General features: G+C 56.6%; 19 protein-coding genes. 8 read left to right on the forward strand and 11 right to left on the reverse strand.

Features of this window, described 5'->3' with window-relative positions:
- Positions 1–16 precede the first annotated feature (16 nt).
- Positions 17–1099 carry a pyoverdine biosynthesis transaminase PtaA gene (gene ptaA, locus QRN10_RS17190; protein WP_285428759.1) on the forward strand — a complete coding sequence of 361 codons (1083 nt, stop codon included), beginning with the start codon at positions 17–19 and terminating at the stop codon, positions 1097–1099.
- A 52-nt stretch (positions 1100–1151) separates the two neighbouring features.
- Here the strand turns inward: ptaA and QRN10_RS17195 are convergent, their stop codons facing one another.
- The 8 genes from QRN10_RS17195 to QRN10_RS17230 all read right to left on the reverse strand — a co-directional run bounded on the left by QRN10_RS17195 (position 1152) and on the right by QRN10_RS17230 (position 10175).
- A complete protein-coding gene (locus QRN10_RS17195; protein ID WP_181078730.1) occupies positions 1152–1856 on the reverse strand; it encodes a hypothetical protein in 705 nt (234 codons plus the stop codon).
- Positions 1857–1978: 122 nt separating this feature from the next.
- Positions 1979–3229, reverse strand: coding sequence for a 2-aminoadipate transaminase (locus tag QRN10_RS17200; RefSeq protein WP_285428760.1), 1251 nt, complete (start codon positions 3227–3229; stop codon positions 1979–1981).
- Positions 3230–3349: 120 nt separating this feature from the next.
- Positions 3350–4363, reverse strand: coding sequence for a sensor domain-containing diguanylate cyclase (locus QRN10_RS17205; protein ID WP_502941428.1), 1014 nt, complete (start codon positions 4361–4363; stop codon positions 3350–3352).
- 27 nt (positions 4364–4390) lie between these two features.
- Entirely contained in the window at positions 4391–6289 is a 1899-nt protein-coding gene (locus QRN10_RS17210; RefSeq protein ID WP_285428761.1) for a metallophosphoesterase family protein, read from the reverse strand.
- Positions 6290–6402: 113 nt separating this feature from the next.
- Positions 6403–6606 carry a hypothetical protein gene (locus QRN10_RS17215; RefSeq protein ID WP_253509294.1) on the reverse strand — a complete coding sequence of 68 codons (204 nt, stop codon included), beginning with the start codon at positions 6604–6606 and terminating at the stop codon, positions 6403–6405.
- Between the two features lie 138 nt (positions 6607–6744).
- Positions 6745–8988 carry an ATP-binding protein gene (locus QRN10_RS17220; RefSeq protein ID WP_253509292.1) on the reverse strand — a complete coding sequence of 748 codons (2244 nt, stop codon included), beginning with the start codon at positions 8986–8988 and terminating at the stop codon, positions 6745–6747.
- Entirely contained in the window at positions 8985–9599 is a 615-nt protein-coding gene (locus QRN10_RS17225; protein ID WP_181078696.1) for a biliverdin-producing heme oxygenase, read from the reverse strand. The genes QRN10_RS17220 and QRN10_RS17225 overlap by 4 nt, the downstream gene beginning before the upstream one ends.
- Positions 9600–9794: 195 nt before the next feature.
- Positions 9795–10175, reverse strand: coding sequence for a response regulator (locus tag QRN10_RS17230; protein ID WP_181078694.1), 381 nt, complete (start codon positions 10173–10175; stop codon positions 9795–9797).
- A 210-nt stretch (positions 10176–10385) separates the two neighbouring features.
- On the opposite strand from QRN10_RS17230, the gene QRN10_RS17235 reads away from it, so the two are divergent.
- The gene (locus tag QRN10_RS17235) at positions 10386–10760 is read left to right on the forward strand and encodes a c-type cytochrome (RefSeq protein WP_181078692.1); all 375 of its coding nucleotides are present in this window, start codon (positions 10386–10388) and stop codon (positions 10758–10760) included.
- Between the two features lie 215 nt (positions 10761–10975).
- Here the strand turns inward: QRN10_RS17235 and QRN10_RS17240 are convergent, their stop codons facing one another.
- On the reverse strand, positions 10976–11305 hold the full coding sequence (locus QRN10_RS17240; RefSeq protein WP_181078690.1) for a hypothetical protein: 330 nt from the start codon (positions 11303–11305) through the stop codon (positions 10976–10978).
- 209 nt (positions 11306–11514) lie between these two features.
- Here QRN10_RS17240 and QRN10_RS17245 point away from each other — a divergent pair, with 209 nt between their 5' ends.
- A complete protein-coding gene (locus tag QRN10_RS17245) occupies positions 11515–12411 on the forward strand; it encodes a hypothetical protein (RefSeq protein ID WP_253509290.1) in 897 nt (298 codons plus the stop codon).
- A 42-nt stretch (positions 12412–12453) separates the two neighbouring features.
- Positions 12454–12738 (forward strand): hypothetical protein, encoded by a 285-nt coding sequence (locus QRN10_RS17250; RefSeq protein ID WP_181078687.1) that lies wholly within the window; start codon positions 12454–12456, stop codon positions 12736–12738.
- A 260-nt stretch (positions 12739–12998) separates the two neighbouring features.
- On the opposite strand, the gene QRN10_RS17255 is transcribed toward QRN10_RS17250, so the two are convergent.
- Positions 12999–14579 (reverse strand): J domain-containing protein, encoded by a 1581-nt coding sequence (locus tag QRN10_RS17255; RefSeq protein WP_285428762.1) that lies wholly within the window; start codon positions 14577–14579, stop codon positions 12999–13001.
- A 571-nt stretch (positions 14580–15150) separates the two neighbouring features.
- Here QRN10_RS17255 and QRN10_RS17260 point away from each other — a divergent pair.
- The 4 genes from QRN10_RS17260 (at position 15151) to QRN10_RS17275 (ending at position 22710) form a co-directional block, all read left to right on the forward strand.
- Positions 15151–16020, forward strand: a complete 870-nt coding sequence (locus QRN10_RS17260) for a TIR domain-containing protein (protein WP_278406277.1) — start codon at positions 15151–15153, stop codon at positions 16018–16020.
- A 934-nt stretch (positions 16021–16954) separates the two neighbouring features.
- Entirely contained in the window at positions 16955–19039 is a 2085-nt protein-coding gene (locus QRN10_RS17265) for an SIR2 family protein (RefSeq protein ID WP_285428763.1), read from the forward strand.
- A gap of 303 nt (positions 19040–19342) precedes the next feature.
- The gene (locus QRN10_RS17270) at positions 19343–20779 is read left to right on the forward strand and encodes a hypothetical protein (protein WP_285428764.1); all 1437 of its coding nucleotides are present in this window, start codon (positions 19343–19345) and stop codon (positions 20777–20779) included.
- Between the two features lie 323 nt (positions 20780–21102).
- Positions 21103–22710 carry a YecA family protein gene (locus QRN10_RS17275; RefSeq protein ID WP_285428765.1) on the forward strand — a complete coding sequence of 536 codons (1608 nt, stop codon included), beginning with the start codon at positions 21103–21105 and terminating at the stop codon, positions 22708–22710.
- Positions 22711–22949: 239 nt separating this feature from the next.
- Here the strand turns inward: QRN10_RS17275 and QRN10_RS17280 are convergent, their stop codons facing one another.
- Positions 22950–23792, reverse strand: a complete 843-nt coding sequence (locus QRN10_RS17280; RefSeq protein ID WP_285428766.1) for a DUF2971 domain-containing protein — start codon at positions 23790–23792, stop codon at positions 22950–22952.
- Positions 23793–24196 lie beyond the last annotated feature (404 nt).

A 24196-nucleotide genomic window follows, 5' to 3' on the forward strand; every position in this document is an offset into this window, starting at 1 on the left:
ACAAGGAGTAGTCACCATGGTCAGCGTGAGTCGTCGATCCCTTCTCGCCTTGAGCGCCGCCCTGCCATTGCTGGGGCGCCTGGACTGGGCGCTCGCCGCGACGCCGCAGGCCAAGGCCGATAAGGTCCGGCTCAACTACAACGAAAGCCCCTACGGTCCGGCCCTGGCCGCCCGCGAAGCCATGCAGCGCGGCATCGTCACTACCGGGCGCTACCCCTACAACCACATGTACGCCCTGGCGGCGCTGTTCGCACGGCAGCAGGGCATTGCCGAAGAACAGGTGGCGGTGTTCTCAGGTTCCATGGCGGCGTTGCGTTATGCGGTGCTGGCGTTCACCGGCGATACCCGTGGGTTGGTGATGGCCACGCCGTCCTATGAAGTACCACGCCAGGCCGCCGAAGCGCACAAGGCGCCGGTGCGGGAGGTGAGCCTCGACGCCCATCATGCCCACGATATCCGCGCCATGCTCGCCGCCGACCCTCAGGCCGGCATGCTTTATCTGTGCAACCCCAACAACCCTACCGGCACCCTCACCCCGACCCAGGCCATCCGCGATGCGTTGGCGAATAAACCCAAAGGCAGCGTGCTGGTAGTGGACGAAGCCTATATCGACTTCGCCGACGCCCCCAGCGTGGTCAGCTGGGTCAAGAACCACGACGACCTGCTGGTGCTGCGCACCTTCTCGAAGATCTACGGCATGGCCGGCGCACGCCTGGGCCTGGCCATCGGCCACCCGGCGCTGCTGGAGCGGCTGGCGGTGTTTGGCGGCGACAATGTGCCGGCGGGTCCCTCGCTGCTTGGCGGCCTTGCCAGCCTGGAAGACGTCAAAGTGCTGCCCCAGCGCAAGGCGCTCAATGCGCGGTTGCGCGATGAAACCGTGGCTTGGCTCAAGGGCCGTGGCTACACCTGCACCGCCTCGCAGAGCAACTGCTTCATGATCGACGTCAGGCAGCCCGCGCAGCAGGTGATCGAAAAGCTCGCCGCCGAGGGCGTGCTGATCGGCCGGGTGTGGCAGAACTGGCCGCAATGGGTGCGGGTGACGGTGGGGAGCAAGCAGGAGATGGCGCGCTTTCGCGAGGTGTTTGCCGCGCGGGTCTAGCGCAAGCCCCACGAGGGAAGGGCGGTGCTCCTTCCCTCACTGAGGTGAAGGGTTATTGCTGCGCGATGCTGTACCCATCAAACGCCGTCTTCTGCTGCAGGGCGCTCACCACGTTTTTGCGGGTGACCGGCAACTCGGCGCCGTTGTTGTCGGTGAACGACTCGCTTTGCAGCTCGGCCTCGTCCCCTTCCCCCACAAAGCTGAACCCCAGGAACTCGAACGCTTCACGGTCCACGTTCAGTCTGGAGCGCGGCGTGCGCAGTGGCAGGGTGACGCTGGCGCCATCCTTGCTGATCACGAACACGTCGGCGTCTTTCTTGGCGCGTGCCGCCTTGCCCTTGCCGGCGCTCGGGTTGCTGATGGCCTGGTGCGTCTGGTTCAACACCTTGAGGGCCAGGCCGTAGACCAGCTCCTGGAACTCGGGATCGTCCTTGAAGCTGGACAGGATGCGGCTGATGGAGAACTTGCTGCTCAAGTCTTCCAAGGCCAGGTTGTCGGCGGCTTCGGCGTCCTTGAGTTGCTTGAGCTGGCCCATCAGGTCGTAGGCCTTGTCGTCGTCGAACGCGTCGTGGGCCTGGCGGATGGCGACGCGCAGTTCGCGGATCTGGTCGCTCTCCTTGGAGGTGTGGAACGCATCCAGCACCATCTCGCTGATGGATTTGGCCGCTGGCACATGCTGTGAAAGATTGATGGCGTTTTCGTATTCAGCTTTGGAGGCCAAGGCGGCCACGGATTCTGCGGTGTAGGAATCGGACATTAAAATTTCACTACTTCAATAAACGAGGACAAAAAAGCGTCGCGCATTTTCAAGGGGTGGGGGAGTCAGGTCAAGGCAGCACAACGCCGTTATCGCGACGAAAGGCTGCCGACCGTGTGGGATCAATCCAATTGCTTGAAGCAGGCTTCAAGGATAGTCAGCCCTTCCTCCAGCACGTGCGGCTCAGTGGTCAGCGGTGCCAGCAGGCGGATGATGTGCCGCGCCTTGCCGCTGGGCATCAGCAGCAGCCCGGCGTCCCGCGCCAGGCCGAGCAGTTGCGTCAATTGGCGGGGCGCCGGCGTGCCGTCGGCGTTGGCCAGTTCGATACCGCGCATGGCGCCGATGCCGGTCAGGCGCCCGAGGTAGGGCGACAGCGCTTGCGCACGCCAGGCGCTGTAGCGGCTCACAATCGCCGCCTCCTGCTGCGCGCCCCAGGCCTGCAGATGTGCGTCCGTCATCACCTCCAGGGTGGCGAGCGCCGCCGCGCAGGCGATGGGGTTGCCGGAGTACGTGCCGCCCAGGCCGCCCTTGGGCAGGTTGTCCATCAGTGCCTTGCGCCCGACCACCGCCCCCAGCGGCACGCCACCGGCGATGCTTTTACCCAGCAGGATCAGGTCCGGTTCGATGCCCAGGCGCGTAAAGGCAAAGCGCTGGCCGGTGCGGCCAAACCCGGATTGGATTTCGTCAGCGATCAACAGAATCCGCTTCTCATCGCAGAAACGTCGCAGGGCCTGGGCGAACTCGCGGTCCAGAGCCAGGAAACCACCCTCGCCCTGCACCGGCTCGATGATGAAACAGGCGACATCATCCACGTCGATTTCCACGCTGAACAGGCGGTCCATGGCCTTCAGCGCTTCTGCGCAGGTCACGCCGTTGTCGGCGCTGGGGTAGGGCAGGTGATACACAGGGCCAGGCAATACGCCGACTTTTTGCTTGTAGGGCGCCACCTTGCCATTGAGGTTCAAAGTCGCCAGCGTGCGGCCGTGGAACGCCCCGTCGAATGCGATCACGGCGCTGCGGCCGGTGGCTCCGCGCACGATCTTCAAGGCGTTCTCCGCAGCTTCCGCACCGCTGTTGGTGAGCATGCCGCTGACCGGGTAGCTCACCGGGATGAACTCACTCAGGCGCGCCATCAGTTCAATGTAAGGCGTGTGCGGCGCGGCGTTGAAGGCGTAGTGCGTGAGTCTGGTCGCCTGCTCGCGAATCGCCTCCACCACGTGCGGGTGGCAATGGCCGAGGTTAAGCACGCCGATACCGCCGACAAAGTCGATATAGCGTTTGCCCGTGGTGTCCCACACTTCGGCGTTCCTGCCGTGGCTGAGGCTGATGGGGTGGACGATGGAAATCGACTGGCTGATGCTGGCGTGGCTCATGAATCCGGGACTCGACAAAGGCGGGTGTTTTTTATCTAAGCCGCCAGCCCGGGTCTGTCGCAAACGAAATAAAGTCTTCGGGTCATTCCAAATCGGAAGGAGCCCTGCCGCGCGGCGGCGTTAGGTCGATACCCCGTCCTTCCCTGCCGCCTTGGCGCGATACAACGCCTGGTCGGCACGCTCCATCAGCGCCGCAGGCGACTCATCCAGCTGACGCTCGGCCACGCCCAGGCTCAGGGTGATGACGAAGTCGGCGGGTGCCGTGATCGCACGCACCTGGCGGCGGATCTGCTCGGCCTGTGCCGTGGCGGTGACCAGCGTGCTGTCGGGCAGGGTCATCATGAACTCATCGCCGCCCCAGCGAGCCAGCAGGTCGCCGGGGCGGGTGCAGCGTTCCAGGCATTGCGCTACGCGCACCAGCGTCTGGTCGCCCACGCTGTGACCATAGCGATCATTGATCGGTTTGAAACCGTCGATGTCCATTGCGATCAGGCACAGCGGCCGGCGAAAACGCTGGGCGCGCTCGCATTCGCGCAGCAGGGTTTTTTCCAGGCGATAGCGGTTGGCGACCAGGGTCAGGGCATCGCGTTCGGCCAGGGCGCGGTTTTCATCCAACTGCAATTGCAGTTGCTGATTGACCCGCGACAGCTCCTGCGTGCGCTCGGCCACCAGCGCTTCCAGAGACTGGTTGCGCTGTTGCAGTTGAACGACTGAATACTTGCGTGCCTGAATGTCCCGATGCGCCCCGATCATCCGCGCCACCGAGCCGTCGTCGTTACGGGCGATGACATAGCCGCGGTCTTCGATCCACAGGTAGCTGCTATCTTTTCGACGGCAGCGGTATTCGGCCTGGTAGTAGGGAGCCCGGCGGTTGATGTAGTCATCGAACAGGGTCATCACCTGGGCGTAATCATCCGGGTGGATCACGTTTTCCCACGTGAACAGCGTATTTTCCAAGGCGTTGCGTGGGTGACCGAGCATTTCGTACCAGCCTGGGCTGCGGTAGACGAACCCGGTGTTGGCATTCCAGTCCCATATCCCGTCGCTGACCAGTTCCAGAATGGTGTGCAGCATATCGGCGTTGAGGTGTGAGAAATCCTGATGCTGGGGGTTGCCGCCTGACCTGTAGTCCACGTTCTGCTCCTTGCGTGGGGCCGCGCGCTACTGCTCAGGCGCCACCATCCTGGTGCGAGGCTTACCGTTCGCGTTGTGTTGAAAGATCGCGTCCGGTTGGCCCTGTTCGTTGAAAAATACCTGCCCTATGCCCGCCGAATTCCATAACCGTTCGCCGGCCTCGGCATGTTCCGGAATATAGGGCACCACCTGCATGGTGCGCCGACGAGTGAACCCGTTGAGCGGCGAGCGGGGTGAGTATAGCCAGCGGTTGAGACGGTCGAACCATTCCAGCAGGCGCGGTGGAAATTCATTCTTGATGCCGCTGCTGGTGATCTGCCAGATGCGCGGGCCGGCGTTGCGATGACGGATCAACACCGAATACACGAACGAATAGTGCACATCGCCCGACAGAATCACGTAGTTACCCGGCGTGCGCGAGTGGCGGAAAATATTGAGGATCACTTGGGCCGCACCCCGATGAGCCATCCAGTTTTCCGAGTCCACCAGCAAGGGGTGGCCGCACCAACTGAAGACTTTCTGCACCGTCTCGATCAACTTCACACCGAAGATCGGCGCGGGCGAGACGATGATCGCCGAGGGATGGTCCAGCAATGCCTGTTGCAGCTCGCTCAAGGCTTCCCAATCCAGCAGGCCGGAGGGTTGTTTGAGGGTGAACTCGCTGCGCCAACGCCGGGTGCGGGTGTCGAGCACAATCAGGGCGGGCGTGGTGGGCAGTACGTAATGCCATTGTTGGAAGTTGAACAATTGCGCGAGCAAGGCATCCTGCGCGGTGGCATCGAGGTGGTTGTCGTGCACCGCAGCGGCGAGGCTCCGGGTTTGCTGCAATAGGCCGGCGAAGGCGTCCGGGTGGTTGCCCCAGCCCTGGCACAGCAGGTAAGCAAGCAGCGCATTGCCGATAATGCGCTTGGAAAACGGGTGCCCGTAGGCGGTCTCTTCCCACTGGGCACTGAGGTTCCAGTCGTCGGTGATGTCGTGATCGTCGAAGATCATCAGGGTGGACAAGTGCGCGAGGACCCGCGCAACCCCAGGCAAGCCACTGCAAAATCGCTCGATCCGCAGGCGTTCGCGGGCATAGCGCGCCAGGTCGTGCGCACTTAACTGCGGCGGTTGGGAAGCGATCAGGCCCCAGGGCGTAGGCGACCACACCAGCAGGTACATGGCCATGACTTCGGCGAAAGTCACCAGATGGTTGTCGGCGCTGCTGCTGGTGAAAATCGGTTTTTTCACCCCGCCGAAAAAGCGCTCGCGCAGGGTCTCGTTGCTGTCCAGTGCCGGCAGCAGGTCCGCGCGGTGATAGTAGCTGGCGCGATGCCCGTAGAGGCTGGCGCTGTCGTCCACCACCGCACCGTCCAAATACTCGTCGAACAACCCCAGCCGCGCAGTCAGGGCATGGATCGCCCGCAGCATTGGCCCGGCCACGTCGTCGGCGTACACCTGGTCGCCGCTCATTATGAGCAGGGCCGGGCGTTCATCCGGTGCGCGCGCATCGGCAAGCAGGCGATCGACGCAGAGCAAACCATCGTCGGCGTGATGGTGGGGTTTACGGCAGGAGCCATGCACCAATTGGTGGAGGCGGCTGTGCAGGATGAAATTCGGCGATAGTGCCTCGCCATACACCAGGTGCGGTGCCCAGTGGGCGATGCCGAGGCCGTCAACCAGCAAGTCGTAGTCGATGACCACGTCCTGGGGTAACGCCTGGTCCAGCGGCACATCGATCAGGTGGACGAAGGCGTGGCGTCCTATGGGCACGACCTGACACTGGCCTTGATCCAGCGGGATGTGCAGGACCTGGTCGGCCCACTGCAGCGTCAGGCTCAGGTCCAGCATGCGACTGCCTGCCAGCCACAGCACCAGCCGCCGGGGCTCCAGGCGACGCAGTAAAGGGCCGGCGAGCACGGCGGGCAGGTTATCGGGGGGCAGCATCCAGGGAAACACTCCAGCCGGGCTTGAACCGGCAAGGTTAGCGCAGGAAATGTCAGCGTTTTGTTAAAGCAGAGGGGGGACGCAGGGCCGCATATTGCCCTGCGTACACCGGTTTAGAGCAGGTTGCCCTTGCCCAGGCTGTCCAACGTGCCCTGGCGGCGTCGGGAGGTGCGTGAGGAACCGTCGCACGCCTCAGGCACAAGGGTTGATAGGCGCTCATCAAGGCTGCGTTTTTTACGCGGCAGGCCTGCTGCCTCGTCTTGCTGCGCGGTGGGGTAATGAGCGTTGCCAAATGTGGAATGAATGGTGCCGAGCATAGTCACTCTCCTTCTGTCAGTGGGTGAGCCTCGCGATCGCGAAGCCGGACCCAACTTAGAGAGAAACGAGGCGGTGAATATATAAACGCCTCGTGGCAGAGTGTGACTGCGCACCCTTGAACCCACGCATTGGCCTGCTCAGGTATGCGAATCGCCGATCACTTTCGGCACCGTGAACCGGAACTCGCTGCCACGCCCCACTTCGCTTTCAGCCACGATCTCGCCGCCGTGGGCCTGGACAATGCCCTGGGTGATATACAGCCCCAGTCCACTGCCGGTGGGATTGTTTTCGGTCTGTGTCCAGTAACGATCGAACACATAAGGCAACTGTTCGGGGGCAATGCCTTCGCCGGAGTCGCGCACCGAAAATACGATTTCCTCGCCGTTGCTCATGGCACTGATGCCGATATTGCCCTGGCGCGGGGTGAATTTGATGGCGTTGCCGATCAGGTTAGACAGCACCTGGAACAAACGCTCCGGGTCGCCATTGATCTGCAGGCCCGGCTCGGCGTTGAACGACAGGTCAATGCCTTTTTCCATGGCCAACGGCGCAAGCAAGGAGTAGGCCTCCTCGAACATCTGGCTCACATCCAGCGCCACCGGCTTGACCACGTAGCGCCCGGCCTCGATTTTGGAGGTGTCGAGCAGGTCTTCCAGCAGCACATTCATGCGCCCGGCTGCCTGTTGCATGGTGTCGATGGCCGTGGAAATTCGCCGCGAAGTGTGTGGGCCCTCGGAGCTGAAGGCTTTTTGCATCATGCCGCAGAGCATGGAGATGACCGTCATGGGATTGCGCAGGTCGTGGGACACCACCGCCACCAGGTCATCACGGGCGCGCACGGCCTGTTGCTCACGCTTGACCTGGCGAGCCAGGTCGTTCTCAAGCGCTGAGCGACGCAGGTCGTTGGCGGCGAACAGGTCGCCATGGCTCCATTTGGTCGAGATACCGGCCATCTCCACTTTCCAGATCTCAAAAGACGTGCGCGGACGCAGGCGCATACCGGCGTCGGAGTTTTCCAGGTCCAGCGGTTTTTTCGGGTCGCCGCTCCAGTTGATGTTTTCTTTGACTTCGGGGCGGAACCACAGCACGCCGTTGTCCACCGGCTTGGGCAGGGCCATGGCCAAGACTCCGCTGGCCACCTGCTGGAACTCGGCCGCCGGCGGGTACACCGCCGCCAGGTTATGGCTGGCAAACACCGGCTCGCCGCTTGCCTGCAGCCATTTGTGCAAGGCACGGATCTGTGCCGGCTCCGGGCAATTGCCGTAGCGGTGCAGCTGTTTGTCTTCGATGATCGCCACGCCGCCCGCCAGAGTCAGGTCCATCAGCACTTGCGGCTGTTGGGCCAGGCCGTCGAACACATTGTTGTCCGAGGCTTTCATCGCCTTGTCCAGCCGCGCCAGGGCTTCGACTTTTTCTTCGCGCTGGTGGCTCAGGTCCAGGGCTTCCATAGCGCTGATCTGCAACGAAAGCACCTGGCCGATGGTCTGGCAGGCGGTACGCAGCTCGTTCGGCACCAGCAGCGGCGTGCGGTTGCCGCAACTGATCAGCCCCCACAGCTTGTCGCCTTTCATCAGCGAGATGCTCATGGAAGACAACACGCCCATGTTCTTCATGTATTGGCAGTGAATCGGCGACACGCTGCGCAGGGTGGCGAAACTCAAGTCCAGCGGCTCTCCGGTGTCCGGGCGCAGCTTGGGTACCAGAGGCACCGGCTCATAATCGGCGTTCGGGATAATGCGCAACCAGTTGGTGCGGTACAGCTCGCGGGCCTGCTCGGGGATGTCAGACGCGGGGAAGAACAGCCCGTTGAACAGTTCCATGGATGGTGCGGATGCTTCGGCGATTACCTGGCCGTGACCTTCTTCTTCGAAGCGATAAATGAGTACGCGGTCGTAACCGGTCATGGCCTGGATTTCGGTCACGCTGATGTCGTACAGCGCCGCCAGGGTTTTTGCCGACTGCAAGCGGCGCAGCATCTTGCCCAAATCACTGGTGCGACCGTTCAGGGCGCGTGGCTGGAAATCCTTGAGACGCGGTTCGAATTCCAGGACCAGCACGTTTTGATGGCGGTGCAGCAAGCCTTCGAATTGCGCGCCGTTAAGCGTGACGTGCAACGGCGGCGCATCGACAAAGGTGTTGTGTTCAGCCATGGCCTGCACGGCCTGGGCATGCTCGGCGCCGAGCAGGCTGTGCAGCGGCTGGCCCAACAGCGTTTCGGGTGCGTGGTTGAACAGCGTGGCGACGTTGGCGCTGGCCTGGATGATCTTCAGGTCCGGCTCAGACAAGGTCAGCAGCACACCATGAGGCTGGATCGCCCCTGGGAAACGAATGGGTTCGTCAGCGCAGTTGGCGAGCAGCTCTTCAAAATCGTCGGGTTTCATAGCAGTACCTCCTGGCTGTCGAGCCATCGCTCGAAGCAGCTGAATGTCGAACGCGCGGCGTCAACCGCGCGCTGTCGGGCCTTGGCGTCCAGCGCCTGGTTACCCAGATAGTCGAGAAAGTCTTTCCAGCGTCGGCCCGTCTCGGCGCCGTACACATCCAGAAACGCGCCACCGTTATCGGCGTCGATGCCCAGGCGACGAGCCATTTCCCGGCGCAGCACCTGGCCGCCCAGGGTTGCGCCTTCGAGTACGTAGAGCGTGCCGAGACAGGCCGCCGGGGTATCCAGGCGAGGCAGCGCGGTGCAATACGGCAGGGCGTGGATGGCGGCGTCGTTCAGGCCCAATGCGTGCAGATCAGAAAGCAGTGTCGGGGTTTTCACACGCGAGGCGGCATCAAATCCGTTAGGAATACGGGCGCTGGCATACAGCGCCGCTTCCATCGGCGCGTAAAACCCGTGATAGGCCTGCAGCAGGCGCTGATACCAGTCGGCGTCGAGGCGCTCGGAAAAAAACGGCATGCGCTTCTCCAGCGCCACATGCAGCAGGGCAGTGCCTGTGCGTAACGCGTCAAGCAAGGAGGGCGCACCAACGTCATGGGCCTGAGAAAGCATGCAATAAGCTCGAACTGTGGGCCTGCCGGCCATGAATGACGCGTGGAAATGGGCGACGATTCTACACAAGTCATGGCCATTGACTGTACGCGCAAGGCGAAAAGCCTGACCAGCGGATCAGAAGAGTCGCTCCCTGCCTCATGACTGACCGTAAGGCGTACCGGTAAGTTCGGTTTAGGTGATATTGCAACGCTATCAGTGCAGCGACGAACCCTGCTGGGTCAGCGCCGTTTGCACACATTCGATCAGATGCTCGGTGCTCCATGGCTTGGGCAGGAAACGCACGGAACCGCCCAGTTCTTCCGCCATTTTTGTATTACCCGACGTCAGTACCACGCGCACCGAAGGCCACCGATGGGCAACCACGCGGCTCAAGTCATAACCATTGAGCAACCCTGGCATTTGAATATCGCTGACTATCAGGTCCACAGGGTCGTTCTCGCGTTCGAGGTAAATCATCCCTTCATCGGCTGAAGGAAACGACGTCACAATCGCGCCGAAATCCTCCAGCACATCCACCATCAACGCCCGAATGATTTCGTCGTCTTCCAATACTAAAATCGATGGCTGAGCCATGATCCTTACTCCACCATCAGGGTTCAGTTAGGTGGAGTGGAGCGCAGCGGTATAGGTTCGATTGGATGTGTCCCAAGCGATGGGTGGTCGTCCAGGGCGTCTAGGTTGGGGGTTCATGCCGAGGCAATTGCAGCACAGCGATAATCCGGATGGGTGTGCATGGCTGACAAACAGGCATAATCGCTTGCAACCGCCGATGTGGAGTCGCCCATGAAGTACGCCTTTCTGACCCTCGCCCTGATCCTCAACAGCGCCCCGGCCTTCGCCGCCGGGGATGCCGAAGCCGGCGGCAGACTCTTCACGAAAACCTGCGGCGGCTGCCACAGCATCGGCGAAGGCGCGCGTGGCGGTTTCGGCCCGCAGCTCAATGGCATCATCGGCCGCCCCGCCGGCACCACTGAGGACTACCAGTACTCCGACGCGATGAAAAACTCCGGCGTGGTCTGGACCCGCGAAAAACTCGCCGCGTACATCGAGAACCCCAAGAAGGTGGTGAGCGGTACGCGGATGATTTTCTGGGGCATCAGCGATCAGGAGAAGATAGAAAATATCCTGGCGTATCTTGAGACGTTTCAGCCCAAGTAGGCATTTGTGCGGTCACACCGTGGGTGCGGGTGTTGACGGAGCGGTAGAGGAGGGTTTTTTTCATCGTCGTCCTTGGGCTGCTTTATAAGTGGCAATGAGCTGAGTAAGTAAAAACGTCAACATTGCGCATCGCACGCCAAATACAGCGATGCATTTCGTGGAAGCATCAACGAGGTGTGCTTACTGCGGTCAAGCGCGCTCGCACAAGAGCGCTGTTACTGGACCGCTTTGAGGTAATGCCTGAGTGCGTCGAGCGGGGCGTCGAGCTCCTCCAGTGTCGAGGCTTTTCGGGTGTCGACGGCCAATCGTTCCAACTCCCGTCCCAACACCGTCTCCTTTCCGCCCAGCGCCACCAGCGCCTGCGCCACGCATTCGTCCAGCTTAGTTTGAATCGCACGAAGATCACCCTGGCGCATCAGCAGACCGAACACTTCACGCTCATACGTAGCCATCACCGGGTCGTCGCGCACTATCGGGCTGCCGTCGTCGGTTTCGTGCACCAGCTTGAGGGCGAAGAGCGCAACAGCTTCCAGCGTCAATTCCATGGTGGGGCTTCCTCGGTGTTCGGGCGGAGCGCGATGATCACTGTTCTGACGCTGAAAAAAAAGATCCAGACGTTTGAGTGACACGGCCTCCAAGGAACGATATTAATTAGCCATGTTCCAAACCGCCGTGCCAAGCTCGCGCAGCCATAAATGGACCGGTGCGAAGTTGAACCGGCGCACTTCATTCACTTACAGGGACGCAAATACTCATGCAGTCATCCTCCACTCCTGCTTCGTCCGACACGGGCGAGCTGATCGCGAGCTTTCGCCACGGCAAGGGTTTTCTGATTTTCAGCCTGATATTCGGCGTGGCGCTGTTGGCGCTCGCCGCGTTCGTGCTGTACCTGGGCACGATCCTGCCGCCGGGCAATGAAGGCCCTGTCGGCATAACGACGTCACGGGGCATGACGATGAACTTCAGCAGCGCGCAATCGGTGATCAACTTCACCAGTGGCCTTCTGGCCATTCTTGGGCTGTGCGTGTTCGGCCTCTACGCTTGGCACAAGAAATTGCGCAGTACCTCTTACGAGGTGTACGAGCATGGCATTGCGCGCATCAACCAAGGCCAGCGCGAATACACTCCGTTTGTAGAGATCCAGGACCTGTACCTGTTCAGCTCCGGGCAAACGGTGATGACGGGCTTGATCACTAACCTGGCCTACCGCCGCACGGCCGCCGAGCCCTTCCATCGGGTGATTGAAAGCCTCAAGGGCTTCCAGGAATTCCAGCAGATGGTGCGCGAGCTGCACGTACGTGCGCGCATGCCGGGTGTGCTGAGCACGCTGGAATCGGGCGAGGCGGTGAGGTTCAATTGCATCAGCTCCGGGCAGGTGTGGGGCAAGCGCATGAGCGGCAATTTCCTCAAGATCACCACGGCGCCCATCCTGGTGAGTGCGCAGTGCCTGGAATACCAGGGGAGCAAGGTGCCGATGTCGACACTGCGCAGCGTCGACCTCAACGCCTGGACCGAAAAAGTGGTGGTCAAGGACGAAAACGGCAAGTCGGTCCTGTCGACCATCGCCACCGGCATCCTCAGCCACGACCTGTTCCTGCATACGCTCGACGCAGTGTTTACCAAAGAGGCTCAAGCGCGCGAGTTGGCGTAAGCCAGTCGCGTGGTCATTGATTGTGAATAAAGGGATTAAACGATGATTTATCGTGGTGCAGGCTGGCTGACGTTGTTCACTCCGGTGGCGATGATTTTATTGCTGATGTGGTTGTGGCCCGACCCCAGCGTCAAGCCCGGCAACACCTCCTTGATGCAACTGTTGGTGGGCGCGGGGATCGGCTCGGCCATCAACGCCGTGCTGGGTTTTGTGCTGAATCGGGAGGTTCATGAAGATGGCGTGCGCCACCACTTCTTTTTCCTGCCCATGCAGTGGCCGGCGCTGGTGTTAATGGTCGTCTGCGTGGTGATTGCGCTGTTCAAGTAAAATTACCGGCCGCTCGGTAAGGGCGGTCGGGTTTCAACTGGTTCGAGGCTCACGCGATACGTGGTGTCACGATCAGGTCCGCTCCCGCCGTGCGGTAGTGCCAGCCCGGCACGCTCGCGACGTGGAGCAACGCCGCATGGCCCGCCTTACCTAGAAATTCGCCAGCATCATTACAGTGAGTAAACCTGCGTTAAATGCTTGCCGTCACTCTCCAACTTGCTCTAACCAGGTTTTGAATTCGAGGGTTTGATCGTCGTGAGTTAAGGCCGCAAGCCCAGGGCGAGCAGCGTGCCAGGGCTTTCAAGCCGCAGGTAGACGATGACACCGATCATCATCACGCAGAACAGCCATTGCAACCTACTCAGGCCGGCGATCCGATAAATCGCCTGCAGCGGCCTGCGCCAGCGGTATTCGCGTTCGGCGGGCACAGCACTTTCCGGCTGCAACACGCCAATCAGCCCGGTGATCGCATAAGTGCCCAGTCCGAGCCACCCGAGCCATTGCCAAATCACAAAGCCAAGCCCCAGTAACGGACCGCTGTTACGAATCAGCAAATCGCGACGGTCCGAGGTCAGGTTGTGGCGCACACACCAGCGGCTGAGGCGTTGGTCGACGTCATGCAGGCTTTGCGCAATGGCCGCCCAGTAGGTGAGCAGCCATTTGCCGACCTGCGCCATCACGTAACCGCCGAGCGCATACAACGGCAGCATCAGCAGCAGGGGAACCAGGCTGGACTCGCTGGAAAGTTGGCTGAGCGCCAGGCAGATTGCCAAAACACAGGCCGCGCGTTTGACGCCATGGCGCAACGGGCGATGGCCGACAAGTTCTTGCCAGAACCATGAATTGTGATTGGGAAACAGCCCCAGCAGATCGCCAAAGTGCGTGGAGAATGCCGTTGACAACTGCTCACACGCCAACCAATCGGCCTCGCCGAAGGTCGCCGCCAGCTGCGCTTGCCGTGCAGGCTCCGCCGACATCAGAAACAACGCCGCCGCGTTGGCCGCCGCGCTGGGGTGTAGCTCACGTTGCTGCGCCAGGGTCTGCAGCTGGTGCAACCAATCCTGTTGCTCGCAGCGCCTGACCAAGGCTCGCCACTGCGCCGTGTCGATAGGGACGGACGCGCCTTCAGCGTCCCAGGCGAACAGCCGGCACACGCGCTGGAAGAGTTGCGGCGACCAACGCTCATGGCTCATGAACAAGTTCAGCACGTGCACCTGCAATCCCTGGCGATGCTCGAAATCCAGCAACCAGCCCTGCCGACTGGCACGCTCCAGATGCGAATAGAAAAACGCCTGCTCGCCCGGCTTCATCAGTTGTTCAAGCGCGTCGTACAGCGCTGTGGTCAACGCATGTACCAACCGCTGATGGGGGAAGCCACCGCTGTTGATCTGCTGCCACGGGGTGAGCCATTGACGCTGCTCCACGCCCCAGGTCAGCAACCCCAAATGCCCGCTCGGCGCATCGACACAACGCTGGAACAACATCTGTTCGAACTCGGCGGCACAACCTTGAGCCTGGGCTCGGGACCAGTAGTCGTCCACACGGGAGTCGTCGAAGTCGGATAACAGTGCGAAGGCGTGTTCCAGGGAGGAGGGCGTCGGGCCGGGCGCAAGGTGCGTGGCAAACCGCGACGACATCATGTCCTCGGTTTGAACGGGGGCGGATGCTCTGGCGCGTACGCTGTTGAGTGCCTGCTCGTAAGCCTCGCGTAGGCGCTGGAAGGCGACGGGGTCGTCATCCGGGCGCGTTAGCTTGAGTAACTTGGCGTAGTGGTGTTTGAGGGTGCGCTCGTCGGTGTGCGGGGGCAGGTTGAGGAACTGCCAGCAGTCGGGGGTGGGCATGCACACGGTCGTCATTGAGGCTGGGGTGAGTGATGATAGCGGGTCGGGGTGTGGCGAGGCTTTATGTATCTACACAAATCCTAAGGGCTGGCACATCACTCTGTAGTGAGCAGGCTTGCCCCGCGCTGGGCTGCGCAGCGGCCCTAAAACTACACGCTGAGTACTAACAGAAAAATCCCGGTGCCTTTAATTGGGGCTGCTTCGCAGCCCAGCGCAGGGCAAGCCTGCTCACCACAAAACCTTAGTTTCTCGGGTAATGTTTTCAGCGCAGATGTCTGGGTAGGCTATGGTAGTCGCAGGCAAGCCAGCTCACGCAGTGGATCGTGTTTTCGGCTGGCGTGAGCGGTGAATCGGCCGGCCCGCACTTTTCGACAGGCGAAAAAAAAGACCTTGAATTTCAAGGTCTTTTTTTAAGATGGTGCCCCGAGGGAGACTCGTGCAATCCATATAATTCATGCCCTGTAGCCTGATTATATAGTATGGGATACATGGAGGGATACACGGCAGTGGGGGCTGGCGCATTCTTCAATATGGGATAGTGTTCAGCACTTCGCAAAGGAGTACGTCTTCAATGGCCCGAGTTCAGCCCCCTACAGAACCTTCCACTACCAAGCTTCAAACACAGCAAAAGACTATCAATCGAAGGATCGATAGGCTGCGAGAGCGTATTTCCGAACTCGAAGCATTTGACCTGAAAACTGTTCGTAACGGCCTGACGCCAGAGGTACGAGGACTAGAGGTTAGAATCAAAGACACTCTCGTACGGTGCTTTGGCGAGAGCACGTCTACTTACAATGATTTGCAATCTGCAGCCTCCCTGGCGTTCTATCCGCGCTTTCTGACTAACGGCAAACCAATTGACTACCAAGGACGGCTTGAAAAAAACATCAAAAGGTCTATCGAGCTGCTACGTCAGGGGCAGCAAACGCTAATGGAAGATCTTGCCGACTATGAGCATGAACATGAGGCCGACCTGGATGTGACGCAAGTAAACGGAGTGTTATCGCGACGGGTGTTTGTAGTCCATGGTCACGACGATGGCTCTCGCGAGACGGTAGCTCGCTTTCTAGAAAAGCTAGGTTTTGACGCCGTGATTCTGCACGAGCAAGCTAACCAAGGCCGCACAGTGATAGAGAAGGTTGAAGCCCACGGAGACGTAGGTTTCGCTGTCGTGTTGCTCACGCCAGATGACGTAGGTTGTGTGAAGGGCGGTACGCCGGAACCACGCGCCCGCCAAAACGTTATCTTGGAGTTGGGATATTTCATTGGTCGTCTTGGACGTGGAAAGGTGTGCGCGCTGAAGCGAGGAGTTTTAGAAATACCGAGTGACTACGCAGGTGTTGTGTACGAGTCCCTCGAAGGTAATTGGAAGCAAGCGTTAGGGCGAGAGCTCGAAGAGGCAGGCCACGAAATTGATTGGAATAAAGTCATGCGGTCATGACGGCTAGCTGGTCGATAAACAAAGCTGCCCTTAGGCGATATTCGAGTTACTGAATATCGCTGGGGACCCTGAGGCTCTTCAGAACATACGGGGTCAGAAACCCGCGGGATCGTGGTAGCGGCAACCACACCAGCTTACTGAAATTTCAATGTTGAAATTGAAAGGATCTTGAAGAAAAAAGGGGATCCTTACCGGAACGGTAACGGTCCTCGGTTTTGTTCAGGATTGTGAACGGATGGCTCGGTCAACTCAGTCAACTAACTTTGGAGCCCAGCCACTAACGAGATCCGGCGGGTTCTATGCCCCGTGTCTATCCGAAATGCCCAGGGGCCCCAGCGGCTTTCCGATTCGTTGGGCAAATGCACTGGTGAACAGCAGTTCACCCGGTTCACCTGCTCACTAAGCTGGGCACCTTTCCGCTAACACGATTACGCGGGTTTCCTACCCCGTACCTTCCAGAATGCTCCAGGGTCCCCACTATCGAACCAAAGCCAAGAGCCTGATCGATCTCCCTTCGCTGGAGGAACGATACTAGTGGGGCTAGGGGGATACCCTAACGAATCGTGTTACGGGTGTTACGCGTGTTACATAAGTATATAAACATATGATTTTGAACGATTTATTTTTCGTTACACAGCTATGGCTGGTTTGCCGATATGCGTGTTACATGGCAAATAGGTGTTACATCAATGAATACTCTGAGAGGAGCGGTATGTGATGATTAAAGCGGGTGTTATCGAAATAGGGGCTTTCGCCTAGAAGGTCCCCTACCGGCCAATAACTGCCGTTCAAGAGGCAATCAGCAACCCATCAGTCAGTTATGCAGAGGCCGGGTATACTTCCTCATCGTAGGTATCTTCACGAACCGAAAAACACGTACGATGGCAACACCATCCCTCGCTATTGAATCTTTACAGAGCCCCAGAGCGTGCCTGTGACAAATCCCAGTCCGACTTTCCATAACTACGACGTACTCCTTGAGAGGGTCGCCAACTCATCAAGAGAAATTATTTTCTTTTTCGGATCTGCACTGTCCCTGCCTGAAAGTGAGGGTGCTCCCGGCGTGCCCAGTGTTACTGGCATCCTGAGCCTCGTAGAAGCAACGCTTATGGACACACCAAGTGCATTTGCGCCCGTTCGCGATCAACCAGACGTGGGAGCCGCGTATCAAAAGGCATTTCAGCAATTGCAGGCCTACCGTGGACAGGATGCAGCTAACGAGGTGATACGTCGTGCAGTTTTTAAGTCACGCAAAGTGACCCCGAGTCAGGCCAATACACAGGGAACTCTAGATTTAAACTCGTGCAGAGCTCTCGACGACGACTATGCCGGATGGCATCTCCGTCCGTCGCTGATTGCCCTGGGCAAGCTTCTGGCAAATCATTCGGGAAGATTGGGCAAGACCGTCCTGACGACAAACTTTGATCCATTGATCCAGACCGCCATTCGTACCTCTCACGGTATGTATATCCGCACCATGATGCATGACGATGGGTCACTGAGCCAATCCGAAGGCCCTGGTATCCAGATAGTGCACCTGCATGGCTATTGGTATGGTACGGATACATTGCACGTTCCGACGCAAATCGGAAGCCATCGCAATAAACTAAAACGCTCACTTGAGCGACTGCTGCAGAACCGCACATTGGTTGTTATGGGGTGTGGGGGCTGGGACGATATTTTCATGTCCAGCCTGTCAGATCTCGTCAGTGACACGGAGTTGAATCCAGATGTCATTTGGACATTTTATGAGTCAGACGAAGATGTTATTCGCAGTAAGTACGCTCACGTATTTACTAGGCTCGCGCCAGCGACTAGCCGGGGTAGGGCTCAGTTTTACGCCGGCGTAGATCTCCACGTTTTTTTACCTCAATTGCTGGAACGGCTGAAAGACGGGGCCGCCTCGGACGAGCAAGCCCATATAAACGAAATATTGGAAAGATTGGGCGAACTGTCGCCGGAACTTCGGCACAGTATTCTCGGGAAAATCGACCCTTCCCTTATTCTAAGAGTCGACGATCTCAAATTGAAGCATGACACTCTTGAAAAAGAGTTATCGGAGACTCGGAATAAATCTGCAGAGCGCGCAACAGTACTTGAAGAACAGGCCGCCCGTCTCGCGGCAGAATTACAGCAAGCGCAGGCTGCATTGACATCTTCACGTCTCGCCCTGACAAGCGCGGCGATGAAGGACATATCTTGGTTGACCATGGTCCGGACGCAAATGATGCCCAAGCAGCCGGGGCGGGTACCATTCCACAATTCAAAGGAGGTTGCACTCCGTGGATACCACGCTTCTGCAGGCGCACAGCGGGCCGTGCCGGTTTTGACCGAAGTTACTTGGTCCCCGGTAGGCTATCAAGAAAACAACCTTCATCGAGGCTATTACGCAGCACTAATATTTAAAGGGGATAACTTCGTGCCCGGCGTGGTGTGTACATACCGCCGAAACGGTGAAGGCTTACCTGCAGGTAACAGCGATTATTTCTGGCAGCTTCCCAATATTTATTTCGGAGACTACCTAGAGATCTCTACTGGTGATGGGGCTCCGGAAGCACCTTTGAGTTGGCGAGGCTATGAGTTTCAGGTTAAAAACCCTGAGGGCCATGTTTCAGAATGGGTGAGATTCTCTTATCCATTTGACGACACGATTCTGGAAAGTCTTCGTATTGAATCGTTTCGGCTCGGACTCGAACTGCTGGAGTCAGGAAAGGCTTCAGAGGCAGTTGAACCTTTGAGAAAATCGTATGTTTTTACGGATCGTATGCTGGGAATCGACGACCCGGATACCCAGGAAAAAAAGGCGATATGGGATCGAGCAATCGACGAAGCAGCACTGTCGAAGCTCCGTTTTCGCGTCGGTGACTGCTTGACTGTGGTATCTGGCGAGCGAGACGGAGTAACGGGGACTGTTGAAAAACTGCTATTACGACACCTCCACGCCTATCTAATCCGACCCGACAACGGTGACGAACCGTTTCAAGCATCCGACGTACAGGTCAAACCTCGCGAAGCATGATTATGTGCAGGTGGCATATTGTCTAGCTCACATTCACCTATGTACTCCCGTACGAACGGCCAATAACAGCCCTTCAATGGGGGGTATGTAGCTCGGGACGATTCCGCTGTCGATAGCAACCCAACATCGACCGTCCTAGGCAACGCTTGACTTTAGTTTTCTTTGCAAATTTCGGTTCTGAGACTACCCTTTATTATCCTTGTTGTGGCAAATTGACATATGACTGAGAGTCCGCGCACGTTAACGTCCGAACACAACTAGTGCCCGATAGTATGCAAGTGTGGGTTATTTTAAGGAGAGAATATGAGTTCCAACGACGTAGTTAATGCTCAGTTGCAAAACCAGATATCTACTACTGACTTCAATAAATTCGACCAGTTTCTAGAATCTCTAGGTCTGCCTAAGGAAAACATTCTTGCTGTTCCTGCGGAGCGGCAAGTCATTCAAGAGAATTTCCCACGCTTCGTAATGTCCCTTCCTCCTGAGCTTAAGAGAGACTCAAGATACCTTTCTAAGTTTGCAGCTGCAAGTGCAATAGGTTTGTTTGACGCAGCTCTCAATTATGTATGGAATGAAGTGGTTCTTAATCTCAGAAAGAAAACAATAATCTACGGTTTAGAGTTGTTTTTTGACGCGGCTGTTGGGGGGAAGTTTCGAGATTTATTTTCTTCGGAAGCAGATCTTTCGGGGTTGAAAGATAAAGTGCTGTTAGATAGCTGTCACAAACTTGAGTTGATTTCAGAAACAATTTATAAAAAACTTACGCATATTCTCATTATGCGGAATGATATTGGTGCAAGTCATCCGAATGATGCAAATATAAATGCGTTTGAATTAATGGGCTGGCTACAGACTTGTGTTCAAGAGGTTATTAACGACACTCCTTCTGCCGCTGCGTTGCAGGTTAAAGCATTCGTTGAGAATTTGCGTAATCAGACTACGGTCATAGATGTATCCACACTGCAGCATATGCAAGGTGCTATTAAGGAGCTCCACACTAGAAATTGCGATAATGTGTTGCAGACTATATTTGGCATGTACATAAGCGCGGGCGCCAATAATATACTAAAGAAAAACATATCGCTTGTGTCACCCTTTGTGTGGGCGTCATCAGATGACAATCTAAAATACAAGCTCGGCGTGCAGCTAGATGGATATAGAACAAACTTGCATAATGAAAAGTTTGCCGACGGCAATGAGTTTTTTGAGTTTTGTAACGGCAACAAATATAAATCACTTGAGGCAAGGGTCATAATTATTGATGAGCTTGTCGATGAGTTGTTATCCACCCATAATGGTTGGAATAATTTCTACAACGAGGTCCCGCCAGCGAGAAAGTTACTCAGCTATATTGTAAGTGAGGCTGATATTCCGCATGAGCGCAGAGAGAAAATTATTAGGGCTATTCTGATATGCAGGGTTGGAAATGGTGTTTCATACAACGCTGGGGTGTCTCCTGCGGGACGCCCCGTATATGATTCATTCATCGCAAAGTTGGGTGACGATAATGTTGTGCAAGCGTTGGTCGCTTTTTATCGGCCTGAGCTACACGTTGTGCTTTCCAACCAATACTGCAAAAATAATGCAGTACAGATTTTGAATGACATGAGAAAGAATGTAATCAGCGATAAGCTAAAGCAGATCGTAGATTATCTAATTGCTAATGCGGTCAACCTTGAAAAGGTCATGAAGTCCACTGAATTTAAAACATTGGCGGCAACCCATATAAGTTTTGGCTAGGTTTTACTTGGGCTGACTTCAGGGAGGAAAGTCGATCAGTTATTTTAGTGCTGTAAGTTTTTCCATGGCATATCATGAGTAGAGCCTTTGAATAGTTTTGCCGCCTTTACTTTCGACAGTTGCAGTTGTCATAAACTCTGGATGAATTTTAGAGTTGGTTTAACTAACTTTGGCTCGGGCTTGGGCTTTTCAGCCCGAGCGTTCGGTTCTGGTCGATTGTTGTTTGTCGACGAGGGCCGCAATCGGCCAGAGGCTGCCATTAACAATAGGCCTAAGCGGCCATTTCGTGGCGCTCAATTTGACCTTCTAGGAAGCCTATACCGATGCACAAGAAGCATGGCCGAAATGATCCTTGCCCTTGTGGTAGCGGTCGAAAGTTTAAAAAATGTCATGGTTCCATCGACAGTCTCGATGTAGCGCTAAAGCTGAATGGGGCGCGCATGCGCCAGAAGATACAGATGACACTTGCTCGTCATGAAGCCCAAGAGTTTCAGAGGCGTGAGCAACAAGGCCTCGGTAGGCCTATCATTTCCACTGAGTTCCATGATCACAGAATCATAGCCGTCGGTCAGACGATGCACTCTTCACAGAAGTGGAAAACTTTTCACGACTTCCTGAACGACTACCCGAAGATCGTCTTGGGTAGAGAGTGGTGGACGTTAGAGGGAAGCAAGCCTCCAGAGGAGCGACATCGTATTCTCACCTGGGCGGTCCGCAGCTATGAGCACTCGAAAGCTCATATGGAACAGAAGGGGACAGGTGCTCCTCAGCCGATGACGGGTGCTATTGGCGCTTACATGCGCTTCGCATATGACCTTTACAGCCTGAAGCACGCCATCGAGGTCCAGAAGCTGCTTATCGACCGAATCAAATGCCCCGAGAACTTCCCGGGGGCGTTGTATGAGGTGCGGGTCGCGGCAGCCCTGCTTCGGGCAGGCTTCAGTCTGCAGCACCAAGATGAAACTGACAGACGTACTACTCACGTTGAGTTCATCGCTACAGACACTATGTCCGGTGCGATCTACGCCGTGGAGGCCAAGCGACGAGAAGGAGCGCGGATGAAAATCAACAGGCAAATGAATCGCGCTTTGAGCAAAAAGTCGGATCATCCTCGCATTGTTTTCATCGATACAAATGACGGACGCCTGGAGCTCGGCAGAGGCCATCCTAATCCTGTAGCGCTTGTGGAGGCTGAAAACCTCTTAAAGCTGTATGAGCGAGATCCTACTGGGCAGAAGCTTCCGTGGGCTTATGTCATAGTCACCTTCGATCCAGAGGAGCATCACCTTGATGCTATTGATCTGCCTTCCGGAGTGCTGCTCTGGGGCTTCCATCTCGAAGATCTTCACCCTGGGCTGAAAACCCTACTTCAACAGGTCAAAGTCAGGCGTCGGCACGCGCCAGTCTTCGCGCTGCTAGATTCTATGCAAAAGCACCGACGCATTCCCGCTACGTTCGATGGAGAGGCCGAGTCGTTCTCTGGCGGAGTTCCCAAGGCACGGCTACAGGTTGGCCAGCGGATCGAGGTACCAGGGCCTAGCGGGGCGCAGATCGAGGCAACGCTAGAGAATTGCGTCGTCATGCCGAAATCGAGAGAAGCATATTGTGTCGCTTGCAGCGACGATCAACAGCGCTTCATAGTCAAGATTCCGTTGACGGATGATGAGCTAAAGGCACACTCCCAGCACCCTAAGACCTTCTTTGGAGTTATTGATAGTAATGCTGGCCGCTTTTGTCCGAAGACCGACTTGGACTGGTTCGACTTCCTCTGGGAAACATACTCGAGCAGCACGAAAGAGAAACTGATCGAACTCATGGACCATGCTCCTGACATTGAACAATTGAAGGAGATGACCCAACAGGATTTGGCCGACGAATATTGCGCTCGAATGGCAAGCGCAATGATGGAAGCGCATGCGGAAAAGATCTAATCGATTCAGCGGCTCTAGCCCCGCAAAAATTCTAGTGCCTGAGAGCGACGAAAATTATCGCACTTGAATGAGCTTTGAGTGCTCCCATGAGTCGGCTCATCCTATTTCTCACGACGATTGAACGATTGCGTTCCACACTCGAGATCTTGCTTCCAAATGTCCGCACAGGGCCGTTTTCTGCCCATTGCGAGAGGCAGAAAACGACCCAATCTCATCACTTGTATGCAGTTTTTTCGAAATCACCGGGCCAGTATCGCGCTTTCTAACACTATGGCATTAGGGGCATAGTGTTGGATGGCCTGCAGAACAGCTTCGCGATCTTTTTCGCTAATACCTGATCCCAACGTTACCGTCATGTGGTCAAACATTAAGGTATCTATCGGCAGATCTATAAAATGAAGATCTGGCGATGGTGCTCCTATTCCCGAGGAATACCATTTTTCCATTAAATTGAGGAGTTCATGCTCATATTCATCAGGATTGTCTTCATAGGTTAGCTCTGGCCCTCGAATCGCCACTAGCGTAAACCGAAACTCAGATTGGTCTTCCCAATGTGCGGCCTTGATCCGGCATAACCTAGAGCCTCCGGTAATCTCAGTTATCTCTGGAGTTGAGCGAACGAACTGCTTCACATAGTCAGCAGGATCGTCGACATATAGAACGTCACCACCGAAGGATGCCTCGTCTGCCCATGGGATAAGCACAAAGCCTTTGCCGAACATTGTTTCTTTTGTAAATGGTGCTGGCACGTCATCGAGTCTAAGCCCCAACTTTTTTAATTCTCCTTCCGGGGATTTGTATGGACGGCTAAGCTCAAGTCGCAGTTTTTCCAACGGAAATGGTGAAGTTTTGAAGCTCAAACGAACGCCTCGGTGCTGATCCGCGTACCGGTACCACTGCCCTGATTTCTCAACAGTTGATTTGACCCAGGAATTTACAAAGTAAGCCTGCCGCGACAGGTGAAATGTTTCAAAAGGCAACTCTAAGAGGTCATCCAGGTGGTCAGCTCTTGTAAACCGGAGCTTGCCGCTTTGTAGGATCAATGGAAGAGTGGATGCTCGCGTGTAGTGGTGAATTTCCATGGTTCAGCTCCTGAATGGACTCCTAGTCATAAATGCATAGCTAGCTAGTATGGCGAAATGATTGCGATTTGACTCAGTCTTATGAGAGTGTGATGACGACCACCTCGGGTTCAAAGCCGCTATTTCTGGATGTATGCTTTTGGCCGAGGCTGTGTAAAAACGCTTTCGAGCGCATCAGCTACTCAAAACCGGACTATAAATCGCGCATCTGCGCGAAATCCACATCTGCTGACGTGCCGATAAATTTCAGATTTAACGTAGACGCGCGCACTTCAATTTTGACAAAGCGTTTTTACACTCTGGGCCGAAAGCGGTCATAAGCCCACAGCCGCCACAGATCAGAAGCCGAAAAATATGAAGCCTTGTTTGTAATGGGAGGATCTAGCGAAGCGGAAGCTGTTTAG

This window comes from Pseudomonas sp. lyk4-R2A-8, from assembly GCF_030209095.1.
GTDB lineage: Bacteria > Pseudomonadota > Gammaproteobacteria > Pseudomonadales > Pseudomonadaceae > Aquipseudomonas > Aquipseudomonas quebecensis.

Bases quoted from the DNA above. Each gene is read 5' to 3' on its own strand.
- QRN10_RS17200 (WP_285428760.1), bottom strand. From the start codon at position 3,229: ATGAGCCACGCCAGCATCAGCCAGTCGATTTCCATCGTCCACCCCATC.
- QRN10_RS17210 (WP_285428761.1), bottom strand. From the start codon at position 6,289: ATGCTGCCCCCCGATAACCTGCCCGCCGTGCTCGCCGGCCCTTTACTG.
- QRN10_RS17280 (WP_285428766.1), bottom strand. From the start codon at position 23,792: ATGGAAATTCACCACTACACGCGAGCATCCACTCTTCCATTGATCCTA.
- QRN10_RS17270 (WP_285428764.1), top strand. From the start codon at position 19,343: ATGAGTTCCAACGACGTAGTTAATGCTCAGTTGCAAAACCAGATATCT.
- QRN10_RS17255 (WP_285428762.1), bottom strand. From the start codon at position 14,579: ATGCCCACCCCCGACTGCTGGCAGTTCCTCAACCTGCCCCCGCACACC.
- QRN10_RS17250 (WP_181078687.1), top strand. From the start codon at position 12,454: ATGATTTATCGTGGTGCAGGCTGGCTGACGTTGTTCACTCCGGTGGCG.
- QRN10_RS17245 (WP_253509290.1), top strand. From the start codon at position 11,515: ATGCAGTCATCCTCCACTCCTGCTTCGTCCGACACGGGCGAGCTGATC.
- QRN10_RS17235 (WP_181078692.1), top strand. From the start codon at position 10,386: ATGAAGTACGCCTTTCTGACCCTCGCCCTGATCCTCAACAGCGCCCCG.
- QRN10_RS17260 (WP_278406277.1), top strand. From the start codon at position 15,151: ATGGCCCGAGTTCAGCCCCCTACAGAACCTTCCACTACCAAGCTTCAA.
- ptaA (WP_285428759.1), top strand. From the start codon at position 17: ATGGTCAGCGTGAGTCGTCGATCCCTTCTCGCCTTGAGCGCCGCCCTG.
- QRN10_RS17230 (WP_181078694.1), bottom strand. From the start codon at position 10,175: ATGGCTCAGCCATCGATTTTAGTATTGGAAGACGACGAAATCATTCGG.
- QRN10_RS17275 (WP_285428765.1), top strand. From the start codon at position 21,103: ATGCACAAGAAGCATGGCCGAAATGATCCTTGCCCTTGTGGTAGCGGT.
- QRN10_RS17225 (WP_181078696.1), bottom strand. From the start codon at position 9,599: ATGCTTTCTCAGGCCCATGACGTTGGTGCGCCCTCCTTGCTTGACGCG.
- QRN10_RS17240 (WP_181078690.1), bottom strand. From the start codon at position 11,305: ATGGAATTGACGCTGGAAGCTGTTGCGCTCTTCGCCCTCAAGCTGGTG.
- QRN10_RS17195 (WP_181078730.1), bottom strand. From the start codon at position 1,856: ATGTCCGATTCCTACACCGCAGAATCCGTGGCCGCCTTGGCCTCCAAA.
- QRN10_RS17220 (WP_253509292.1), bottom strand. From the start codon at position 8,988: ATGAAACCCGACGATTTTGAAGAGCTGCTCGCCAACTGCGCTGACGAA.
- QRN10_RS17215 (WP_253509294.1), bottom strand. From the start codon at position 6,606: ATGCTCGGCACCATTCATTCCACATTTGGCAACGCTCATTACCCCACC.